At 56.1% G+C, this 23806-nt stretch carries 14 protein-coding genes and 1 pseudogene; 13 read left to right on the top strand and 2 right to left on the bottom strand.

From position 1 onward, the window contains the following. Nucleotides 1–2 precede the first annotated feature (2 nt). Nucleotides 3–1601 carry an MFS transporter gene (locus tag ACN1CO_RS03585; protein ID WP_419137727.1) on the bottom strand — a complete coding sequence of 533 codons (1599 nt, stop codon included), beginning with the start codon at nt 1599–1601 and terminating at the stop codon, nt 3–5. A 360-nt stretch (nt 1602–1961) separates the two neighbouring features. Here ACN1CO_RS03585 and hinT point away from each other — a divergent pair, with 360 nt between their 5' ends. The 10 genes from hinT to ACN1CO_RS03635 all read left to right on the top strand — a co-directional run bounded on the left by hinT (nt 1962) and on the right by ACN1CO_RS03635 (nt 20769). Beyond that, nucleotides 1962–2312, top strand: a complete 351-nt coding sequence (hinT, locus tag ACN1CO_RS03590) for a purine nucleoside phosphoramidase (RefSeq protein ID WP_009090851.1) — start codon at nt 1962–1964, stop codon at nt 2310–2312. A gap of 15 nt (nt 2313–2327) precedes the next feature. Next, a complete protein-coding gene (locus ACN1CO_RS03595; protein ID WP_090962192.1) occupies nt 2328–2696 on the top strand; it encodes a YcfL family protein in 369 nt (122 codons plus the stop codon). An 11-nt stretch (nt 2697–2707) separates the two neighbouring features. Beyond that, entirely contained in the window at nt 2708–3304 is a 597-nt protein-coding gene (gene lpoB, locus ACN1CO_RS03600) for a penicillin-binding protein activator LpoB (protein ID WP_419137730.1), read from the top strand. Beyond that, complete coding sequence (gene thiK / locus ACN1CO_RS03605) at nt 3291–4103, top strand: thiamine kinase (RefSeq protein WP_419137732.1); 813 nt, start codon at nt 3291–3293, stop codon at nt 4101–4103. The genes lpoB and thiK overlap by 14 nt, the downstream gene beginning before the upstream one ends. Before the next feature lie 39 nt (nt 4104–4142). Further along, entirely contained in the window at nt 4143–5183 is a 1041-nt protein-coding gene (gene nagZ, locus ACN1CO_RS03610; protein WP_419137734.1) for a beta-N-acetylhexosaminidase, read from the top strand. A gap of 37 nt (nt 5184–5220) precedes the next feature. Continuing rightward, entirely contained in the window at nt 5221–5763 is a 543-nt protein-coding gene (ycfP, locus tag ACN1CO_RS03615) for an alpha/beta hydrolase YcfP (RefSeq protein WP_419137736.1), read from the top strand. Nucleotides 5764–5975: 212 nt separating this feature from the next. Beyond that, nucleotides 5976–7280, top strand: a complete 1305-nt coding sequence (locus tag ACN1CO_RS03620; RefSeq protein WP_419137738.1) for an NAD(P)/FAD-dependent oxidoreductase — start codon at nt 5976–5978, stop codon at nt 7278–7280. A 590-nt stretch (nt 7281–7870) separates the two neighbouring features. Then, a complete protein-coding gene (locus tag ACN1CO_RS03625) occupies nt 7871–9589 on the top strand; it encodes a ShlB/FhaC/HecB family hemolysin secretion/activation protein (protein WP_419137740.1) in 1719 nt (572 codons plus the stop codon). Between the two features lie 39 nt (nt 9590–9628). Then, nucleotides 9629–20284: a hemagglutinin repeat-containing protein gene (locus ACN1CO_RS03630; protein WP_419137742.1), complete on the top strand. Its 10656-nt coding sequence runs from the start codon at nt 9629–9631 to the stop codon at nt 20282–20284. After that, a complete protein-coding gene (locus ACN1CO_RS03635) occupies nt 20281–20769 on the top strand; it encodes a hypothetical protein (protein WP_419137744.1) in 489 nt (162 codons plus the stop codon). The genes ACN1CO_RS03630 and ACN1CO_RS03635 overlap by 4 nt, the downstream gene beginning before the upstream one ends. A gap of 42 nt (nt 20770–20811) precedes the next feature. Here ACN1CO_RS03635 and ACN1CO_RS03640 read toward each other — a convergent pair whose 3' ends face one another. Next, nucleotides 20812–21027, bottom strand: coding sequence for a SymE family type I addiction module toxin (locus ACN1CO_RS03640; protein ID WP_419137746.1), 216 nt, complete (start codon nt 21025–21027; stop codon nt 20812–20814). Nucleotides 21028–21386: 359 nt separating this feature from the next. Here ACN1CO_RS03640 and ACN1CO_RS03645 point away from each other — a divergent pair. The 3 genes and pseudogenes from ACN1CO_RS03645 to ACN1CO_RS03655 form a co-directional block, all read left to right on the top strand. Further along, nucleotides 21387–21579 (top strand): annotated as a pseudogene (locus ACN1CO_RS03645) (hemolysin); the annotation flags it as partial. Between the two features lie 580 nt (nt 21580–22159). Then, nucleotides 22160–22723, top strand: coding sequence for an Ail/Lom family outer membrane beta-barrel protein (locus ACN1CO_RS03650; RefSeq protein WP_419137748.1), 564 nt, complete (start codon nt 22160–22162; stop codon nt 22721–22723). Between the two features lie 408 nt (nt 22724–23131). Then, nucleotides 23132–23674, top strand: a complete 543-nt coding sequence (locus ACN1CO_RS03655; protein WP_003849847.1) for a glycine zipper 2TM domain-containing protein — start codon at nt 23132–23134, stop codon at nt 23672–23674. The last annotated feature ends 132 nt before the right edge of the window (nt 23675–23806 follow it).

The following is a 23806-nucleotide window of genomic DNA, read 5'->3' on the forward strand; positions in this document are numbered from 1 at the left end:
GTTTATTCCTGTCGTTTTAAGGTCGGGTTTAAAGAAGAGGTTACAGCCGGATGCGCGGCGAGTTTTGCTGGCGCAGGCTTGTTGCGGTTAAGGAAGCCAATGTTGTTGTTGCCCCACAGATTCTCGTAAGGCATGCCTGCCAGCGTTTCCACAATGCCACGCGCTTCCGGAGTGATGTTTTCCGGCACGATGCGGCCCGCTTCGCGCATCTTCAGCGTCTCCTGGCGCAGGACGGTGTGCGTCTGCAGATTCAGCTTAAAGCGCAGGGAGACGATAAAGCCGCAGGTCAGCACGGCCACGGTTCCGACGCTCAGAATCGCCAGAATAGTGTGGCTGACACCGGGTACCTGAGTGGCCTGGCCAGAAACAAAGCCGGAGAGCTGCAGCACGATGCCGACCAGCATCACCGCACCCGCCTGGGATGCTTTACGTGTCAGGGTCATGATGCCGGCAAAAATTCCTTCGCGGCGCTGACCGGTGATCACCTCATCCACATCGGCGATATAGGTGTAGGTGTTCCATGGCACATAATTGATGCCGCCACGTCCCAGGCCTGCCACGGCGGAGATCACCAGCAGCAGCGACATGCTGTCATTCATTCCTGCGTACCAGAGCCCGGCATAGGAGAGGGCCGCGACGCCGAACAGCACAGCTACCATACGGTAGGCGGGTGCAGGTCCCATGCGGATGCAGAGCGGGATCATTGCCATCACGGCAATAAACTGTAAGACCGCCATGGTACCCATCAGGCTGGAGGCGACCTGGGCACTCTGCATCAGCACAAACACCACGTACCAGGTAAAGACGGCGTTAAACACATCCTGGGCGATATAGCCGCCGAGATACATGCCAAGGTGCTGGCGGAAGATGCGGATGCGTAAGGTGGAGGCCAGCTCGACATAGAGCCGCTTGAGGTTTTGCATCAGCGTCAGCTGCTGCTTCTCCTGCTCGGCACGGCGTGATTCAGCAGAAAAGTCATTGGGATCACGCTCCCAGGTAAAGCACCACACCAGCGTCAGCACCAGCGCGCAGATCACCGAGAACACCAGGCTGGCGTAGAAAAAGGAGTCCGGATTATCTTTGCCCAGCATGCCCAGCAAAATACCGGGCAGAAACGCCGCCAGAATGGCCGACAGCTGCGCCAGACCAATACGCGCACCGGAGAAGCGGGTCTTCTGTTTGAAATCGTCGGTCATTTCCGGCACCAGCGTTTCATAAGGCACCAGGATCATGGTGTAGACGATATCAAACAGCAGATAAGTGCAGAGATACCACCAGAAACTCATGTCGCTGACCCACATCAGGCTATAACTGAATACACAGGGTATGCCGAGCAGGATAAAGAATTTGCGGCGGCCAAAGCGTTTGCCCAGCCAGGTTGAACCGAAGTTATCGGTGAGAAAGCCCATCAGCGGGCTGACCACGGCATCCAGCACGCGGGCAGCGGCGAAGATCAGCGTTGCCTGAATCGGGGTTAACCCACAAAAGGTGGTGTAAAAATAGAGCAACCAGGCGGCGGTCAGCGCCGTGGTGCCCGCTCCGAGAAAATCTCCGGAACCATAGGCCAGATAGTGGCCAAGACCAATTTTACGTGAGCGCATGTCTGATGCTCCTTGATGTTATATGGCGGTTTATCCCTGGTGACGCCGGACATCTCACCCGGACTGATTAGCAAAGTAGAGCTGACGCAGTGGCTAAACCTTCGCAATCTGGCAAGCACTGGCGCTGAAGTGGCAATCAGACAAAGAAAAGGGTGGCGGAATTCTAATTTATAAAACAGCGTTTCATTTTTCTGTGATGACTGCTGCTTTACTGGCATTCAGAATGGCCTTTCGGCCATGGAGAGTGGGGGCTGCTGCAAAGGCAGGCGAACAATGCAAGAAAAGTGGTCCTGAGGTTGAAAGAAAACAAATTTCTCCCGCATACTGATTGATTACGACTCAGGCTAAAGGAATTGCACCATGGCTGAAGAAACCATTTTTAGTAAAATTATCCGCCGCGAAATCCCCGCTGATGTGGTTTATCAGGACGAGCTGGTCACGGCCTTCCGCGACATTTCGCCCAAAGCGCCGACCCATATTTTAATTGTGCCGAATGTCCTGATCCCAACGGTGAACGAGGCGGAAGCCGCGCATGAGCATGCGCTGGGACGCATGTTTACCACGGCGGCGAAGATCGCCCGCCAGGAAGGTATCGATCAAAATGGTTATCGTCTGATTGTGAACTGCAATCAACATGGTGGTCAGGAGGTTTATCACATTCATATGCATCTGCTGGGCGGTGAACCGCTGGGTCCGATGCTCTCTAACTGATAACGGAAACGTGCTATGCGATCCTGGCTGACTGGCCTGCCGATCCTGCTCTGCCTGACGGCCTGTAGCAGTGATAAACCAATGATCAATACCTCACAGTCACTGGTGATGGAGTCCTCTGTGTTGTCAGCAGGGATCATTACCGATGAGCCGACGCTGGATGAGAACGATGGGCTGAAACGTGCTACCAGCGTGCTCTATAATCAGCGCGAAACACCGGTTGTTGTGCACTATCGTTACTACTGGTACGACGACAAAGGGCTGGAAATCTCCCCGCAGGAACCGGCGCAGACCGTCACCGTTCCGCCGCAGGGCAGCATTGTCGCCGCCTCGCAAATGGGTAACCTGACTGCCAGCAAGGTTCGTCTTTATCTCTATCTTTAAGGATTTTCATCGTGATACGCAGTATTAATCTTACCGGAACGCTTCTGATGGCGCTCATTCTGACCGGCTGTGTCGTAAAACAGCAGCAGCAGCCTGCACCGGTTGAACCGACTCAGCCTGCTGAGCCAACGCAGCCCGTTCCGCAACCTGAACCGGTACCACAACCGCAGCCTGTGCCGCAGCCACCGAAACTGGTCACTATCAACTGGGATGCGAGCGTTCAGCCGCTGGTGGCGCAGATGTTACAGGCCGCCAGCGCCGAGCCGGGCAGCGTGTTGCTGGTGGATCGGATCAAAAACAGCACCAACGGCTCGCTGCAAAGCGACAAAGCTACGGCCGCTATCCAGAATGCGCTGAATAACAACGGCAAATTTACCCTGGTCTCTGCCGACCAACTGGCGCAGGCAAAGCAGACGCTGGGATTATCGCCGGATGACAGCCTGAACTCGCGCAGTAAAGCGATCGGTCTGGCGCGCAACGTTAACGCCCAGTATGTGCTCTACAGCAACGCGCGCGGCGATGTTAAATCGCCAACCCTGCAGATGCAGCTGATGCTGGTTCAGACCGGCGAGATCATCTGGTCCGGCAACGGCGTTGCACAGAATTAATCCGGCTTTCCAGCGGTTAATTCAGCAGGTCACCGGCGAATCAGAACGGGCATCCATACTGCCGCTGGCCGGTCTGACCGGACACAGCCAGAAGATTGTCAGCCCGCGCGGCACCTTTATCGCGCGGGCGACTCCGCACCCGGCCATTCCTTTTGTGGATCGGCAGCGCGAATTCCGTCTGTTGCGAAAGTTGCGGACCAGCGGACTGGCTCCGCAGCCCGTGGCGGGCCATCGTCAGGGGATCATCCTGACCTGGTGCGCAGGCGAGACACTGGATGAACAACGCTTCAGCCAGCAGCGTCCGCAGATCGTGGCCCTGCTGCGACAGCTGCATCAGCAGCCGCTGACCGGCTATCGTCTGGCATTGTTGCCGCTGTTATGGCGCTACTGGCAGCTGACGCCACAGCGGCATTACCACTGGCTGCGGGCGCTCAGGCGTCTGACGCAGCAGGGTGAACCCAGGCCGATGAGGCTGGCACCGCTGCACATGGATCTGCATGCCGGGAATGTTATACAAGGTCCCGAAGGTCTTTGTCTGATCGACTGGGAATATGCCGCCGATGGCGACGTAGCGCTGGAGCTGGCGGCCATCTGTGCCAGCGATGCGCAGCACCAGGCCGACTGGCTGGCTGACTATGCTGCGGCGATGCAGCTGCCGCTTCCCGCGCTGGTGCAGCAGGTCAGACGCTGGCAGCCCTGGCTGCATTTGCTGATGGCCAGCTGGTATCAGCTCCGCGCCGGTCAGAGTGAAGACGAAACATTACACCAGCTGGCCCGACAGAGCTGGGAACGGATTTAATCGCGTTATGCAGCTGCGTAACGCTACAGGATTCAGGTTATGAGATCACATTTACCCGGCCCTCTGATGCTCGACGTTGAGGGCTATGAACTGGATGGCGAAGAGCGCGACATCCTGAAGCACCCGCTGGTAGGCGGCTTAATTTTATTTGCCCGAAATTATCACGACCCGGCGCAGCTGGCAGAGCTGGTGCGGCAGATACGCGCCGCCTCTCACTCTCGCCTGGTCGTTGCGGTGGATCAGGAAGGCGGTCGCGTGCAGCGTTTCCGTGACGGCTTTACGCAACTGCCCGCCATGCAATCCTTTGCCGCGCTTCACGATGCAGAAACCGCAGGTGAGATGGCGCAGCAGGCAGGCTGGCAGATGGCGGCCGAGATGATCGCGATGGATATTGATATCAGCTTCGCGCCGGTACTCGACATTGGTCATATCAGCGCTGCAATTGGCGACCGCTCTTTTCATGCCGATCCGGCCATCGCCCTTGCCGTTGCCCGCCGCTTTATTGCGGGGATGCACGAGGCGGGCATGAAGACCACCGGCAAACATTTCCCGGGGCATGGCGCAGTCAGCGCTGATTCGCATAAAGAGACGCCACGCGATCCGCGCGACGAAAAAACGCTGCGTGAACATGACATGGCGATCTTCAGCAAGCTGATTACCGAACAGGCGCTGGATGCGATTATGCCTGCACACGTCATCTACACCGACGTTGATCCGCTGCCTGCCAGCGGCTCGCCATACTGGCTGAAGACCGTGTTGCGCGAGCAGCTGGGCTTTGGCGGCGTGATTTTCTCCGACGATCTCTCGATGGAAGGTGCCGCCGTGATGGGAAGCTATCCTGAGCGGGCGCAGCAGTCCCTTTCTGCCGGATGCGACATGATTCTGGTCTGCAATCAGCGCCAGGGTGCTATCAGTGTGCTGGATAACCTGATCCCGGTCGGGTCAGAGCGGGTCACGCAGCTGTATCATCAGGGCAGGTTTACCCGCGATGAGCTGCAGGCTACGCATCGCTGGAAAAACAATGCCCAGCAACTGAGTGCGCTTCAGGAACGCTGGCTGGCTCACAAGGCGACGTGGTAAGCAGTAACTGCCCGGCGCTATCTCACTGAGGATTATCATGATCATCTATCTGCACGGTTTTGATTCCAACAGTCCGGGCAATCACGAAAAGGTGCTGCAACTACAGTTTATCGATCCTGACGTCAGGCTGCTCAGTTACAGCACCCGCCATCCGAAACATGACATGCAGTTTCTGTTGAAAGAGACCGATAAGATGCTGACACTGTCCGACGACGACCGCCCGCTGATTTGCGGCGTCGGGCTGGGCGGCTTCTGGTCAGAGCGCATCGGTTTTTTGTGCGGCATCCGCCAGGCGATCTTCAATCCTAACCTTTTTCCGCAGGAGAATATGGAAGGGAAGATCGACCGGCCGGAGGAGTATCAGGATATCGCCACCAAATGCGTCAGCGATTTTCGCGAGCGTAATCGCGACCGCTGTCTGACCTTCCTTTCCCGTCATGACGAAGCGCTGGACAGCCAGCGCATCGCCGATCAGCTGCATCCATTTTATGAAATCGTCTGGGATGTGACGGAAGGGCACAAATTCAAAAACATATCCCCACATCTTCAGCGGATAAAAGCTTTTAAAACATTAAGTTAAAACCGTCAGGCACCGCAGGGTGCCTGTTTTCGTTACGTAATTATCTGAGTTTTATTTCCGCGCTTTGATGTATATCAATATTCTTATGTTCTCCTCTTCCCGCCATGCTATTCTGCCCGCAGATTGCGATTTTAACTTCGCCAACCCTATGTTTCTTAAGGTTTAATTTAACCTTTGGTTAACTTTTGGTTCACAATTTGAGGGGGTCTTTGTTGACTACGTCTGTTAAGAGAATTGTTATTGTCGGAGGGGGAGCGGGCGGCCTGGAAATGGCGACGCAGCTGGGCCATAAACTCGGTCGTAAAAAGAAAGCCGAGATTATCCTGGTTGATCGCAACCACAGTCATTTGTGGAAGCCGCTGCTGCACGAAGTGGCCACCGGCTCAATGGATGAAGGCATTGATGCGCTGAGCTATCTGGCTCATGCCCGCAACCACGGTTTTGAGTTCCAGCTTGGCTCGCTGACCGATATCGATCGCAGCCGCAAAGTGATTCGCCTGGCCGAAGTGCTGAATACGCAGGGCGAAGTACTGGTGCCACAACGTGAAGTGGCCTACGACCAGCTGGTCATGGCGCTGGGCAGCACCTCAAACGATTTCGGTACGCCGGGGATTAAAGATCACTGTATCTTCCTGGATAATCCGCATCAGGCGCGTCGTTTCCATAACGAAATGCTCAACCTGTTCCTGAAATTCTCCGCCAGCGAAGGCCGGGTCGAGAAAGTTAACATCGCCATCGTGGGCGGCGGGGCAACAGGCGTTGAGCTGTCAGCTGAATTGCATAACGCGGTGAAACAGCTGCACAGCTACGGCTTCAAAGGCCTGGGACGCGAAGCGCTGAATGTGACACTGGTGGAAGCGGGTGAACGTATCCTGCCTGCACTGCCACCACGCATCTCTGCTGCGGCACATCAGGAGCTGACCAAGCTGGGCGTGCGCGTGCTGACGCAGACCATGGTCACCAGCGCCGAGCGTAATGGCCTGAATACCAAAGGCGGTGAGTTTATCGAAGCCGATCTGATGGTCTGGGCGGCAGGAATCAAAGCGCCTGACTTCCTGAAAGAGATTGGCGGACTGGAAACCAACCGCATCAATCAGCTGGTGGTCAAAGAGACGCTGCAAACCACGCTGGACGATGACATCTACGCGATTGGCGACTGCGCCTCCTGCGCCTTGCCGGGCGGCGGTTTTGTACCACCGCGCGCCCAGTCAGCGCATCAGATGGCCTCACGCGCCATGGACAACATTCTGGCGCAGCGTCACGGTAAGCCGCTGAAAGCCTATGTCTATAAAGATCATGGCTCGCTGGTATCGCTCTCCCGCTTCAGTACGGTCGGCAGCCTGATGGGCAACCTGATGCGCGGCTCAATGATGGTGGAAGGGCGCATCGCGCGCTTTGTCTATATCTCGCTTTACCGTATGCACCAGATTGCGCTGCACGGCTACTTCAAAACCGGGCTGATGATGCTGGTCGGCAGTATTAACCGGGTTATTCGTCCCCGGCTGAAGCTGCACTAAGCAACAGCAATAACGCTGGCTAATTAATGTTAAGCCTCCTCCTTTATGAGGGGGCTTTTTTTATGTCCTGGAGAAGCCCCTGAAACAGACGCTGGCGCAGGAGAGTGCGATATCGACTAAAGCAAAATGCATTCATAATTTTGACTAAAGTAAAATTTTATGAGCATGGCAGGGTAGTATGTTGGCGATGCCTGAAATGCGTACCATTAATAACAAGAGAATAACCGATAGAATATTTGCTATAGCCAGAAAAATTTTCAGGTAACGAGTTCGGCTACTTCAGCTCTGTCGTTAGCCCGGCTACAAAGCTGGTCTCTGACGCGCTGAACGAATGGCTAATCCCTTGTTATTCATTGGCTAAAAATATCCGTCTCTGCGCCTTTAGCTAATCCCGGCGATTCGTCAGACTCAATAACCCCTGAGATACGGGTAATTACTGGTACTTTTTTAAATGGCCTGTCCCACTAACTTTTGTAAGCTTAGTGTAAGTTTTTCTGTAATTTTACTTGTGGTTTTTGATTCCAGCGCCATAATGTGCGCTGGAAAGCACTCATATACATTTTGTTACATCTTAACCACATGGATCGGTTATGCAGCCCCAAAAAAATGGAGTTTTAACAACGCTGGCACCTTTGCTGTGCGCTCTGCTGATTAATACCCTGCCAGTTTGCACTGTGCAGGCGGCACCGGGTGATGAGCAATTACAACATCAGCAGGAGCAACAAAAAGCGCGTCAGCAGCGGCTGATGCCACAGGTGCCTGATGTGCGTCTCTCAGAAACGGTTCCGGCACCTTCCCACCTGAAGTTCCCGCAGGAAACACCCTGTTTTGTTATTCAGCAGGTCACTCTGTCCGGGCAGGAGGCGCTGCCGCACTGGGTGCCTCTGCAGCGTCTGGCCAGTCAGGCCAATGGTCATTGTCTCGGCGTAAAAGGCATCAGCCAGTTAATGAGCACGCTGCAAAACCGGCTGATCAATCATGGCTGGGTCACTACGCGCGTGCTGGCTCCGCAGCAGGATCTGCGCCAGGGCGTGCTGCAACTTCTGATCGTGCCTGGCAAAATCCGCAGTGTGGAACTGTCACCCTCATCATCCCGCTATGTCAGCCTGTGGCCGACATTACCCGCCCATGCAGGCAATCTGCTGGATTTACGGGATATTGAACAGGGGCTGGAAAACCTGCAGCGTCTGCCGACAGTAGAGGCGCATATGGCGCTCCGTCCTGGCCTCAACCCAGGTGAAAGTGACATCGTGATTGAACGCACGCAGCGCCGTTTCTGGCGACTTGGCGCATGGCTGGATGATTCCGGCACCGAAAGTACCGGGCGCTATCAGAGCGGGATTATGCTGGCGCTGGATAACCCGACCTCCCTCAGCGATCTCTTCTACCTGACCGCCAGTCGCGACCTGGGATTTGCTGGCAGAAAAAGCAGCAAAAGCCTGTCGGGACATTACTCGGTGCCTGTCGGCTACTGGCTGTTTGGCCTTACCGCCAGCGACTACGACTACCATCAGACAGTCGCCGGTTACAGCCGCGATTTTCTCTACGCCGGAAAGAGTCGCTCGCTGGATGTGCAGGCCAGCCGGGTGATCTACCGCAATGCCGCTGCCAAAACCACCGTCAGCGCCGATGTACTGGTTAAAGAGTCGCGCAACTTCATCAACGACACCGAAATCAGCAGCCAGCAGCGCCGGACCAGCGCATGGCGACTCGGCCTGTCGCACCGGCACTACATCGGTCCGGCGACGCTGGACGCCGGTGTCAGTTATCAGCGTGGTACACGCTGGTTCGGTGCGCTGCCCGCCTGGGAGGAGTCATATCAGGACTCTACCTATGCCACCGCGCTTTCTAAAATACTGACCTGGCAGGCGGGACTTACCACGCCGTTCACGCTGGGTAATCAGCGTTTAAGTTACAACATCCAATATCGTCGCCAGATGAGCAACACCCCGCTGACACCGCAGGATGAGTTCGCGATTGGCAACCGCTGGACCGTGCGTGGTTTTGATGGTGAACGCACCCTCAGTGCCAGTCGCGGCTGGACCGTTCAGAACACGCTGGCCTGGCAGACGCCGCTGCCCGCTCAGGAGCTTTACCTGGGTGCCGACTATGGCGAGGTGGGCGGCAACAGCGCCTCCCAGGGTGGACCTCTGGGACGACATCTGGCGGGCGGCGTCATCGGATTGCGCGGCGCGATCACGCCCGCCAGCCTGAGCTACGACTTTTTTGCCGGGATTCCTCTGTCGAAACCGGACGGCTTCAAAACCGATCCTGTCACCTATGGTTTCAGCGTGAACTGGAACTACTAAACCTTTTATCGATATTGCTGACAATGGACTGTGCGCATTATGAATAAACTCTGCTATCGCCTTATCTTCAACCGGGTTCGCGGCATGCTAATGGTGGTGTCTGACATCACCCGTAGCGGCTATTCACGTGTTGCCCGAAGCCCGAAGCGCACCTCATATGCAGAGGCGAGGGTGCGGATCTCACCGCTCAGCTTTGCACTCTGGCTGGCAGCGGGCGTGGTCAGTCTGCCGGTGCAGGCCAACATTGTGGCAGACAGCAGCGCGCCGGGCAGCCAGCAGCCTACCGTCATGGCCACCGCAAATGGTCTGCCGCAAATCAACATTCAGACGCCCAATAGCCAGGGTGTTTCCCGCAATCAGTACAGCCAGCTCGACGTTGACGCGCGCGGCGCAATCCTGAACAACAGCCATCAGAACACGGCTACTCAACTGGGTGGCATGGTGGCAGCTAACCCCTGGCTGTCAAAGCAGGAAGCCACGGTTATCCTCAACGAAGTCAACAGCCGTAATCCCAGCCAGCTTAACGGGTTTATCGAAGTAGCCGGTAAGCGGGCTGCGGTAGTTATTGCAAACCCGTCAGGCATTACCTGTAACGGCTGCGGATTTATCAACGCCAGCCGCAATACGCTGACTACCGGACAGGCGCTGATTGAAAATGGCCAGCTCAAAGGCTTCGATGTTAATGGCGGCCGAATCAATATCGAAGGTCAGGGCCTGAATGACAGCGATGCTGACTACACCCAGATCATTGCGCAGTCGGTAGCGGTTAACGCAAAAGTTCATGCCCGCGAACTCAATGTGGTCACAGGCAGGAACCAGGTTGCGACCGAAGGTACCGTCACTACGGTGAAAGCGGATAATGGAACGACACGACCTGAATTTGCGCTCGACGTCGCGGCAATTGGCGGCATGTATGCCCATAAAATCACCCTGACCGGCACTGAAAAGGGCGTTGGCGTGCGTAATGCCGGTGAACTGGGTGCCAGCGCCGGTGAACTGCACCTGACCGTGGATGGCAGACTGGAGAACAGCGGCACGCTGCAAAGTCAGGCTGCGCTGCAGATCGCCAGCACTGGCGACCAGGAGAACCGCGGCAACATCGTGTCACAGCAGGATGTCTCGCTGGCCTCCAGCGGCACGCTGCGCAACAGCGGGCTGGTGAGCGCAGGCCGTAACGCGACACTCTCCGCCAGCACCATTGAGAGCACCGCTGAAAGTACGCTGGCTGCAGGCGTTGGCGGCAATGAGACGCTGAGCCAGCCCGGTAATTTGCTGCTGACCAGCCAGGGCGAGCTTAAGGCGCGGGGTAAAAACCTGGCGCACGACCAGATTCAGGCGCGGGGCAGCCGGGTCGATCTTGCCGGGAGCCAGACCTCAGCCGATGCCATCGCGCTGACCTCTACGCAGGCGGATATCAGCACCCAGGGCGCCACGGTGGCGGGCCGTACACTCGGGATTCAGGCTGCGACGGCGCTTAACAATGATGACGGCAAACTGGCGGCGGGCAGCCTCGCTGTCGCGGCACAAAACGTCAGTAACAATCGCGGCCTGCTGCGCCAGCAAAACCGCGAAGCCCTGACGATCTCCACGGGGTCGTTGCTCAACAATCAGGGCACGCTGAGCAATGAAGGCGATACCCGGCTGCAGGCAGAGCATATTGAAAACCGCAGCGGGCTCATCGCAGGTAACGGTGACTTACTGCAGCTGGATACGCCATGGCTGGATAATCAGGGCGGCACCGTGCAGCTGGCGGGTAATAATGGCGCGCTGAACCTTAATGCGACCCGGCTGGAGGGCAATCAGGGCAATCTGCTGTCAGCGGGTGCGTTAACGCTCAGCGGCGACAGGCTCGATCTCTCACAGGCACACACCCAGGCAGAGTCGCTGACGCTGACGGCGGGCACGCTGGATCACCGTCAGGGTCTGCTGTCGCAGCGTGGCGCTGGCGAGATGGCGATCGCGGTTTCGGGTGACACAGACAACCGCGGTGGACGGATTGAGAGCGGCGGTAATCTGCATTTTGCATCAGGCAGCCTGGATAACAGTGGTGGCACGCTGCTGGCTGCTGGCAGCGGCGATCTGCAACTGGATGTTCAGGAGACCCTGACGAACGCGCAGGGTGCGCTGCAGGCCAGTCACAATCTGCAACTCACCAGCGCAAGCCTGAATAATCAGCAGGGCCTGATTGCTTCAACTGGCGGTGACGCTACGCTGATGACCCGCGAGGCTATTGATAACACCCAGGGTCGCATCGAAGCGGGTCAGCAGGTTACTTTGCGCAGTCAGGCGCTGGATAATCAGCGTGGAACCCTGCTCGGCCACGGCGTGACCATCGACACGCAGCAGGGTGAACTGAACAATACTGGCGGTAACCTGGTCGCCCGTACCGATCTCAGCATTTCCAGCGGGACAACGGACAATCACAGCGGTCTGATCCAGTCAGGCGGCGATCTGACACTTGATACCCACGGACAGGCGCTGATTAACCGTGACAGCGGTAAAGCAGGGATAATCAGCGGTGGCGCACTTGCCCTTAACAGTGGCGACCTGGATAACCAGAACGGCGTCATCGCCGCTGCCTCGGCGGCCAACATCAGCAGCGGCCTGCTGACCAACATTGACGGCACACTGATGTCTGATGGGGCGCTGACGCTGAAGACCGGCGCGCTCGACAATCAGCGAGGCTTATTACAAGCGGGTCAGGCGCTCTCACTGGATACTCACGGCGCGCAGCTGAACAACAGCGCCAGCGGCGATCGCGGGGGCATTGTGGCGCGCGGCAATCTGCAACTCTCAACCGGAAAGTTAGCCGGTGATCACGGCGTCATTCAGGGACAAAACCTGGTGATCGATACGCAGGGTCAGTCCGCTGATTTCAGGTCTGCTTTGCTCAGCGCCAGAGGCGAACTATTGCTGAGCAGTGGCGCGCTGGATAACAGCGGCGGGCGACTGCAGTCCGGCGGTGATATGCAGCTTAATACACACGGAGAGGCGCTGAATAATGCGGCATCAGGCGGCGTTATTGCGGGGGCTAATCTGCATATCAGCAGTGGTGATCTTGATAACAGCACGGGCTCGCTGGTCTCGGCGGGCACTATGCGGCTCACCAGCGGTGGACTGAACAACGTCGATGGGATTATTAATGCCGATCATGGATTAACGCTGGAAAGCAGCAGCGTGGATAACCAGCGCGGCCTGCTTCAGTCGGGTGAGGCGCTGTCCGTCAACACCCAGGGCGGCGAACTGAATAACCGCGACAGCGGCGAACGCGGTGGCATTGTTGCAGGCGGCGATCTGCTGATCTCCAGCGGCCAGATTGATGGCCGTAGCGGGGTGATGTTGGGACAGAATATTCGCATCGATACTCATCAGCAGACCTTCGACCACCAACAGGGTCAACTGGGTGCTAAAGGCACCCTGCAACTGGATAGCGGACTCCTCAACAACCGGGCAGGCAGGATTGAGTCGGGTGGCGATCTGCAACTGGACACCCACGGCAACAGCCTGATCAACCGTGACAGCGGAGCCGCAGGCGGCCTGTTCAGTGCGGGCATGCTGAAGCTCTACAGCGGCGCATTGGATAATCTGCGCGGCTTCATCACCGGCCATAGCGGCGCGCAGGTTGTGACGGGCGATATCAACAACCAGTCCGGCACGCTGACGGGTGGCAAAGGGCGGCTCGATCTCACCAGCGGGGAGCTGCAAAACCAGGGTGGCCTGTTACAGGCTGGCAGCGACATGACGCTGGACACCCAGGGGCACGCCCTGATCAATCGCGACAGTGGTGACCAGCGCGGTATCGTTGCCCTCAACAGTCTGGATCTGCGCAGCGGGGCAATTGATAACCAGACGGGTTTCATTGCCGCCGGACAGCAGGCATCACTCAGCGCCAGTGAACTGAACAACAGCCAGGGACAGGTCGCAGGCAATGGCGGGCTGACTTTCAACGGTCAGGCGCTGAACAACAGTGACGGTAAACTGCAGTCGGCGGGGGGTATCACCCTCACCACGGCAGGTCAGACGCTGACTAACCAGCGCGGACTTATTGCCGGTGCCGGTAACCTCAATATTGAAAGTGGCGCGCTGGATAACCAGCAGGGACAGATTCAGGGTGGCACCGATCTGACGCTCAATGCGGGACAAAATGCGCTGCTTAATCAGGCGGGCAAACTCCTTTCGGCAGGCACGCTATCGCTGACGGCGGGTCAGTTGGTCAACAATGACGGCCTGGTGCAAAGCGTCGGCAACGGCACCCTGTCGCTGAGCCAGCAGCTGGATAACCGTAGCGGGATGATTCAGGGCGGCCAGCAGATGACGATCACCACGCCATCGCTGATCAACCGCGATACACGACAGAGCGGTAAAGGCATTGAAGCGGGCAGTTTAACCATCGAAACCGGCACGCTGGACAACAGCCAGGGCGCTCTGCGCGCAAAACAGAGGCTGGCGCTTACCGTGCAACAGGCACTGGATAACGTCAGCGGGCTGATCTCGTCAGCGGATACGCTGACTATTCAGGACTCAGCCCAGGGGCAGGCGCTCGCCATCAACAATCAGCAGGGCACGCTGATTGCTGATAAAGAGGCGCAGATCAACGCAGCTTCCCTGAGTGGCGACGGACAGGTGTTGTCGCAGGGGAATCTTGGCATCACGCTGGCAGGTGATTTCCATAACCTCTCAGAGGTCAAAGCTAACGGCACGCTGCGCCTGACGGCGGGCGGAAACGTGACCAACGATGGCACCCTCGCTGCTCAGCAGGCGCTATTCCTTACCGCGCAAAATATCAGTAATCAGGCAAATGGCGAGATCAGCGGCGGGCAGACCGAAATTACTGCAGCCGACACCCTGAACAATCGCGGTCTGATTGACGGCGGACTGACACACCTGGTTGCGGGCGTCCTGAATAACAGCGGCACCGGCCGTATCTATGGCGATCACATTGCCATTGCAGCTACGCTGCTCAACAACCTCAGTGAAGCGGGCAAAGCAGCGGTGATTGCGGCGCGGCAGCGACTGGATATTGCGGCTGGCACGCTGAACAACCGCGACCATGCGCTGATCTACAGTGATGGCGATCTGCACATTGGCGGCCAGCTGGATGCGAATAATCAGGCCACCGGACAGGGGCAGCAGCTCAACAATGACGGGGCAACAATTGAGGCCGGGCAGGATGCCACGATCAGCATGGCGGAAATCAACAATACCAACCGCCACCTGACCACGCAGGTCGTTACGACCGAAGATAGCCAGCATCACGACGCGGTGCTAAAAGGCCACACCGATCGTTTTGACTGGGCCGACGTGGATACCAGCAAAAAAAACAAATATGGCGTGCACACGGCAAAAATGCCGGATGGCACCAGCGGCAGCGAGTTTTATGAGTATGACTACCGGCGGATAGTGAAAGAAACCCAGATTCTGGAGAGCGATCCGGGCAAGATTCTGTCGGGCGGTAACATGACCTTTAGCGCCGGCCGTCTTAACAACCACGACAGCCAGATTGTCGCGGGTGCTGTGCTCGGCGGTCAGATAGGCGAGCTGAATAATCAGGCGACAAAAGGAACGCGCGTTACCACGGACGACGGAAAATCGGTTCGCTGGTACGCGAAGAAGAAGAAAAAGAAACTGGGTGGAACCAAAACGTCGCAGGGCAAAGATAAGAAAAACTACCGCCCGGCGCCCGTGACGGAAACCATCGATCTGCAGACGCTGAGCTGGCAGGAGAATGCCGCGCCGCAGGGAAATGGCTATCAGACCGGCAACCGCCAGCAGCAGGGCGTCACCACGCAGGCTGACCGCATCGGCACACCTGCTCTCCAGCAGGCGGTTGCGGCAGTGGCGCTGAGTGCCACGGATAGCGGCAGTGCGTTACTGCCAGCCGGATTACGCTATGACAGTGCGCTGACGCTGGACAAGCTCGGCAGCCTCAAAGACCGGCCACTCCTGTTACCTGCCGGGCAACAATTCTCGCTGACACTGCCAGCAACGGTCGTCGACGGACAGACGATTACGCCGGTGATCCGCGCCGTCTCACCTGATATCCGGCTGCCGGATAACAGCCTGTACCAGCTGCAACCTGGCAGTGACAGCCATTACCTGGTCGAGACCGATCCGCGCTTTGTTAATCAGAAGCAGTGGCTCAGCAGCGACTATATGCAGAACGCCCTGACCACCGACAGCAGCCGGATCCTGAAGCGGCTGGGCGATGGTTATTACGAGCAGCGACTGGTGCGCGATCAGATTATCCAGCTGACCGGCAACCGCTACATCAGCGGGTACGGCAGTGATGAAGATCAGTATCGCGGACTGATGAATAATGGGGTAGCCTTCGGCAAAGCCTTCGAACTGGAACTTGGTGTGGCGCTGACCCCGGCGCAGATGGCGCTGCTCACCAGCGATATCGTCTGGCTGGTGAATCAGACCGTGACGCTGCCGGATGGCACACAGCAGACCGTGCTGGTACCGCAGGTTTATGCGAAGGTGAAAGAGGGTGACTTAACCGGCGACGGCGCGTTGATCGGGGGCGGTAGCGTGGCGCTGAATGCCCGCAACGACATCACTAATAGCGGGACCATTAAGGGCCGCGACGTGACGCAGCTGACGGCGCAGTCGCTGACCAACAGCGGCTACATCAGCGGCAACACGATCAATCTCACCGCCCGTCAGGATATTACTAACCTCGGCGGCGTCATCAGCGGTGATAAGCAGGTGTCGCTGCTGGCCGGACGGGATATTACCAGCCAGTCAACGCTGCGCGGCGACGGCACTGACCGCTGGATAGATCGTCCGGCCGGTATCTACGTGCAGGGCACCGACGGTGCGCTGACGCTGAGCGCGCTGAATAACATCACCCTGGCCGCCAGCGATATCGGCAACGCCGGAGAGAAGAGCACCACGAAGATTCAGGCGGGCAATGACCTGACGCTCGGCACCCTCAGCACGCAGCACACTGAAAATGACAGCTGGAACAGCAGCAACTACCGTCGCCTGTCACAGCAGAGCGATGCCGGGTCACGCATCACCGCCGGCGGCGCGCTGCAGCTGAGTGCCGGACAGGATATCCGCGCTATGGCAGCGGACGTCACGGCGGGCGGGGCACTGATCGCCAGCGCCGGACGCGACATCGTGCTCAGCGCGGGCAACAGCCGTACCGATCTCACCGAACACAGCAGGCAGTCAAGCAAAGGGCTGCTGTCGGGCAGCAGTCTGGAAACCCACGACGAACTGCACAGCAGCGAGGCGCTCAGTACCACGCTGAGCGGCGACAGCGTCCGGCTTCAGGCGGGCCGCGACATTGCCGTGACCGGCAGCAACGTCGCCGGTACGCAGGATGTTGCCCTGACCGCCGGCCGCGATCTCAGCATCACGACCGCCACAGAAACACGTGATGAAGTGCATCAGCGCGAGGAGAAAAAATCTGGCCTGATGGGCACCGGCGGCATCGGTTTCACCGTGGGTCAGGCGATGCAGAAGATCAGCACCGACGCCAGCGGCACACTCAGCCGCGGCAGCACGGTGGGCAGCAGCGACGGAAGCGTCACCCTCAGTGCCGGTAACCAGCTTAACGTGCACGGCAGCGACGTGATCGCCGGTAAAGATCTCTCCCTGAGCGGCAGCGACGTGACCCTCAGTGCGGCCGAAAACAGCCACACCGCACTGACGAAAACCGAGCAGAAGCAGAGCGGGCTGACGCTGGCGCTGTCCGGCACGGTGGGCGCGGCGCTGAACACGGCAGTGCAGTCCGCCCGTACCGCCGATGAGAGCGGCGATGACCGGCTGAAGGCGCTGCAGGGCACCAAGGCGGCGCTGACGGCGGCCCAGGCTGCGCAGGCGTACCAGATGGACGGCGCGCAGACCGACGCGGCGAACGCCAGAAACACCGCCGCAGGCCTGAAGCCGGGCGACAAAGGTTATGAAGAAGGCTCCACCAACTCGATCGGCATCAGTCTTTCTTACGGCAGCCAGTCGTCGAAAAGCGAGACCCGCACCGAAAGCCGTGAAGCGCAGGGCAGCACGCTGGGCGCGGGCGGTAACCTGGCCATCACCGCCACCGGCGCACAGCCGGGCAGCGCGGGCGACATCCTCGTGCAGGGCAGCCAGCTTCAGGCGGGCGGCGACCTCGGGCTGACGGCGAAAAACGACATCAGCCTGCTTTCAGCGCAGAACAGCGAGCGCACCGACAGCACTAACAGCAGCAAGGGCGGCAGCCTGGGTATCGGCCTGACTGCCGGGTCGGGCGGCTACGGCATCAGCGTTTCAGCCAGCGTCAACGCGGGCAAAGGCCGCGAGAACGGCAACGGGGTGACCCATACCGAGACTACGCTCACGGCGGGCAGCGGGCTGAGCCTGAACGCCGGGCGCGACACCACGCTGACCGGCGCACAGGTGCGCGGGGACAGCGTGAAGGTGGATACCGGCCGCAACCTGACGTTGACCTCAGAGCAGGACAGCGACCGCTACGACAGCAAGCAGCAGAACGCCAGCGCGGGCGGCAGCTTCACCTTCGGCTCGATGACCGGCTCCGCAAGCGTCAACCTCAGCCAGGACAAGATGCACAGCAACTGGCAGAGCGTGGCCGAGCAGACCGGCATCTTTGCCGGGAAGGGCGGCTTTGACGTGACGGCGGGTGAGCACACCCAGCTGAACGGCGCGGTCATCAGTTCCACCGCGACCGCCGATAAGAACCGTCTTGACACCGGCACGCTGGGCTTCAGCAACATAGAGAACCACGCGGACTATAAAACCGAGCACCAGAGCGTGGGGATGAGCACCGGCGGCAGCATCGGCAGCCAGTTCGAAGGCAACATGGCGAACGGCCTGCTGGCGGGGCTGAACGGCAGCGGCAGCGCCTCGTCGGTGACGAAGGCGGCGGTGAGCGACGGCACCCTTATTATCCGGGATAAGGCGAAGCAGACGCAGGACGTGGCGGACCTGAGCCGCGACGCGGCGGGTGCGAATCCGGGGCTGGATAAAATCTTCGATAAGGAGAAAGAGCAGCGGCGGATGGAGACGGCGCAGCTGCTGGCGGAAATCGGCAGTCAGGCGGGCGACATCGCGCGGACGCAGGGCGAGATTGCGGCGACGAAAGCGGCCACGGAGAAGATGAAGAACATCTCGCCGGACCAGAAGAAGGACGCCGAGGCGCAGTGGCGGAAAGCGAATCCGGGTCAGGAGCCGACCGCGGCCGACATCACCGGACAGGTCTATCAGACGCTGTACAACCGGGAGATGCTGGCCGGCGGAATGGGAACCGGCGGCCCGGTGCAGCAGGGTATCAGCGCGGCGACGGCGGCGATTCAGGGCCTGGCGGGCGGCAACATTGCCCAGGCGGTGAGCGGGGCGGCCGCACCTTATCTGGCGGAGCAGATACACAAGCTGACGACCACGAAAGGCCCGGACGGCAAAGAGGTGGTGAACGTTCAGGCAAACCTGATTGCGCACGCGGTAGTGGGCGCGGTGACGTCATACGCGTCGGGTAATCCTGCACTTGCGGGTGCTTCTGGCGCGGCGATGGGCGAGTACATCGCGCAGCAGATGTATCCGGGGGTCAAGCGCGAAGACCTGAGTGAGGAGCAGCGGCAGACCATCAGCGCATTGGGGACGCTGGCGGCGGGCCTTGCGGGCGGCGTGGCCGGAGACAGCACGGGCGGTGCGGTGGCGGGCGCGCAGGCGGGTAAAAATGCGGTTGAGAATAACTGGCTGCACGTTAACGAAAAGACAGAACTTGAGATAGCGAAGCAAAAACTCAAGAGCAACGACCCGGCAGAGCGTGAGCAGGCACAGCAGAAGATAAACGACCTTCGTGAGAAAGACATCAGTCGTGATAAGAAAGTGATGGATGCCTGTGGTAATGGCAGGGCTGCCAGTCCCGGATGTGCTTCGGCAAGGCTCGAAGCTTATTCGGCCAAAAATGAGTATGAAACCGGAAACTACAATAACAAAGTCAGCGATATGTATCCGGATGCTTACGGGCAGATCGTCAGCCTGCTGAATATCACCAGTGTTGATGCGCAGAATCAGCAGCAGGTTAAGGATGCGATGGTTAACTATGCCATGACGCAGTTTGGTCTGGACAAGGCAAAGGCCGAGCAATACGTCTCGACTTATGATGGGATGAAAATTGTTGCCGCTTCGATGACGCCAGTAATAGGTTCTGCTGCGGCCAGTAAGATAGAAGCTCTGGCTGGTAAACAACGGTTGTCTAATAGTTTTGAAGTTAGCTCACTTCCAGATGCTAATGGGAAAAATCACATCACTGCTGTAAAAGGCGATGCAAAAATACCTGTTGATAAAATTGAACTGTATATGCGTGGAAAAGCGTCTGGTGATTTGGAGTTATTGAAGAAAGAATATAACTTATTAAAGGATTTGCAGATTAGCAATCAGAAAGAGTTTGCTAAAACACTTGGTGCGAGAGAGAAACTTAACAAGCTCAATGATCAAATTTATAATGTTGAAAGATCACAAGAAATGGCTCGAGTTTTGAATAATGCAGGGATACAAGATAATGCAAAGAACAATGCCATGATTATGGATAACTTATTGAATTCTGCGAGTGGTGTTACACCATCTAATCGAGAAACATCTATTGTAGTCTCTGGTCCAGGTGGAAATGTCAGGATATATGCGACGTGGAAACTTCTACCTGATGGATCAAAGCGATTAGCTACTGTTAAAACAGGAGCATTCAAATGATAAGCAATAAGGACAAAGAAGCTTTAATAAAAGGTATAAACAGCTATTTAATTAATGGCTGTGCCGATATTGAATCTTTTGAAGATCCAGTTAGTGAGGTGGTTGATTACCTCAATGCTCTTTTTTCAATAGATATTGGATTAGCTGAAGATATGTGTAAAAAGACACTGAAGACAAAGCATGTTGACAGTTCTTTTTTTAAAGCGCTCTGTCTTAATGATTTACTTTTATCTGAGGATGAATGGTCGTTTGCATTTAATTATCTTTTAAATGAAACTGAAAGAGTAAGCATTCCTGAGCTTGAAAAGGCGCTGTTCTATTTTTACTGTGCAAAAAATGAGACAGATCCTTATCCTGCACCTGAGGGATTATTCAAAAAGCTAATGAAAAGATATGAAGAATTGAAAGATGATCCTGATGCAAAACTTTACCATCTTCATGAAACGTATAATGATTTTGTAAAAGCTTACTCATTAAGTCACTGAAGAAACCCCGGCCGCACAGCGCCGGGATTTTTTATCTGCCGATCACTCCCCAGCCAGCCGGATGATCAACTGCCCCGGCCCGGTGATCACCTCGATCTTCTGCCCGGTCGTAAAACCCAGCGCTTCCAGCCAGCGGCCTTTGATGGTGAGCTGCGGCAGTGGGTTCGGCTGGCCCCTATTAGGCCGGTATCCCACTCTGTAATAATGCGCAGCGGTTGTGGACGTGCGGGTCCCTGACTTATGATGCATGTCAGCCATAATTAACTCCCAATCAGTTAGTTGTGGTCAGCGGGCTGCTGGTGTTCCACCACCTTCAGCCCGCGCTAAAAAATCTCTCGTTATATGCTTCCTGTTCCGTTTTTAACTGTTTAAATATACACCTCCTGCCGCGTAAACTCGCTGAAAGCTAAGTAATAAATTGCGAGCTGTCTCTGAAAACCAGATAGTTTTTCTCCGGGCTGGCTTTCGTTCATTTTTTCTTCCTGTAGCCTTCTGTATTAACTATTACGGGTGGCCTTTCATGCTGTGAATCCGCGTTAACCCGCTTTTATTCTGTCTTCTGGGTTACGCCCATATATCCACCAAAACCGGTAATAAGGGTTGCGACATGACACAGTTTTGACGTGACAGCACGTGAGCACACCTGGCAGAACGGTGCGGTGATAGACTCCACCGCCACCGCCGATAAGAACTTCTCGGCACCGACACGCTGGGCTTCAGCAACATTGAGAATCACGCGGACTACAAACCGAGCACCAGAGCGTGGGCATGAGCACCGGCAGCAGCATTGGCTGTCAGGTTGAGGGTAATTCCTTTTGGGAAAATACAGGTGTTATCTTTCCGAATACCTTCATTTATTCAGAGAGGTTTAAATAGAACTGTAACTTAGTCTTTTAAAGGGTTGGGAACATTTCAGGCAAGTTAATAATCTGCGTTAATGGATTGTATAAGGCAGGATAATTTTCTGGATGTATGTGGCGTAATGGTTTTCAGGGTTTTTTTGCTTTTATATGGCAACTCGGTCTTGATACCTATAATTCTTTTTGGTCTAATAATGCCATTAAGAGTTGATTGATAACTAACCGCGAGGATGAGTCCTGTGGTTGAATTCATTACTTAACCTAAATTAAATGGCCGAAGTGCCATTTAATAAGGCTGGATTTTAAGTTTTACATTGAATCAGGCCTGCTTGCTTTAAAAAATCCGGGTATAAATAGATGCTCTCCGACCGATCTGAACATCAGGCGCGGAGCGCTACATGAAATTCCTGTCCGATACAGACGGATTGATAAAAACTCTATCCTGTCCGTCGGGAATTGGTGATTCAGGGAACGAAGTCCTGCGTTAAGCGCAGGGAAATAATGTTAAATTATGAAAAGGAATTAATTACATGACCTCTAAAATGACAACGCTGGCATTACTGTGTGGCGGTCTGCTTGTGGGCAGCAATGCGCTGGCTGATAATCACACCATCTCGGTTGGATATGCACAAAGCAAAGTTGAAGACTTTAAAAACATCCGTGGCGTTAACGTTCAGTATCGCTATGAATGGGAGTCTCCTCTCAGTGTGATTGGCTCATTCAGCTACATGAAAGGCGATGAAAGTTTTTCTGAGCGGGAAGATTTTTATGGCGATGTTAGCGGATATGATGGAAAAACCAAAGTGAAATATTACTCACTGATGGCAGGTCCTGCATATCGCATCAATGACTACATCAGCTTCTATGGATTAATTGGTGTTGCCCATACCAAAGTGGATGAGAACTTGACTTATCCCGGAGTCTATTCCGAAGAATATAGCGAAAATAAAACCTCTTTTGCCTATGGCGCTGGCGTTGTCGTGAATCCTATCAGCAATCTCTCTGTGAGTGTTGGATATGAAGGTACTCGCGTAAAATATAACGAAGATGTTGCCATCAATGGTTTTAACATCGGCGTTGGCTATCGTTTCTAAGTTGCCTGAAGCCTGTAACCCCGGCCGTCTGGCTGGGGTTATTTATTCCTGCGCCGGGTAAGTGAGGGGCAGACGGCGAATTTGCTTTAAATGTTTTCATGTGCAAACTGATAACGTGACTGCCTGCTTTATTTCCGATTAGTTATTATTAGCTGATTGATTCTACTATTATTATCCATAATTCCCTGAAACTGTCAGTGCGGCTTTCCAGCCTCAGAACTCTCCTAAAAACTGGTCCTGATAGCAAAGTGACCAATTTCCTCCATTTATCTGATGTTGCATTTTCGGTCCATCTGTAAAACTTCATCTCAACAAACACGGCGCGTCGCGCACGCCGGTTATACCTCAGTTAACGAGGATGCTTTAGCAGCAGGATTGCGCGGTAACACTTTTCAGGAGGAACTTCCTGTGAATAAATCAATGTTAGCGGGTATCGGTATTGGTGTGGCAGCAGCTCTGGGTGTTGCAGCCGTAGCAGGCATGAACGTGTTTGATCGCGGTCCTCAATATGCTCAGGTACTGTCTGCAACGCCAATCAAAGAGAGCATTAAACAGCCTCGTCAGGAGTGCCGTAATGTCACTCTGACTCACCGTCGGGCCGTGCAGGATGAAAACCGTCTTGCCGGGTCTGTATTAGGTGCAGTGGCAGGTGGAGTGCTGGGTCACCAGTTTGGTGGCGGTCGCGGCAGAGATGTGGCGACAGTAGCAGGTGCGGTAGCGGGGGGTTATGCCGGTAATCAGGTCCAGGGCGGACTGCAGGATCGGGATACCTACACCACAACCGAACAGCGCTGCAAAACCGTTTACGATAAACAAGAGAAAAAGCTGGGATATGACGTGACCTATAAAATAGGCGATCAGCAGGGTAAAATCCGTATGGAAAATGACCCCGGCACGCGTATTCCACTGGATCGCAATGGTCAGCTGGTTCTCAACGGCGATCAGGCGTAATTGGGCAAAGCTTTGCCGCTCACGCGGCCACACAGCACAACGTAATACAGCAGTAATGAAAAAGGCGCATCTCAGGATGCGCCTTTTTTTGCGGCAAACTAACCGGCGCTTTACCGGTTAGCTCAGCAACGC

The organism is Pantoea sp. R13S299 (assembly GCF_048515925.1).
GTDB lineage: Bacteria > Pseudomonadota > Gammaproteobacteria > Enterobacterales > Enterobacteriaceae > Pantoea.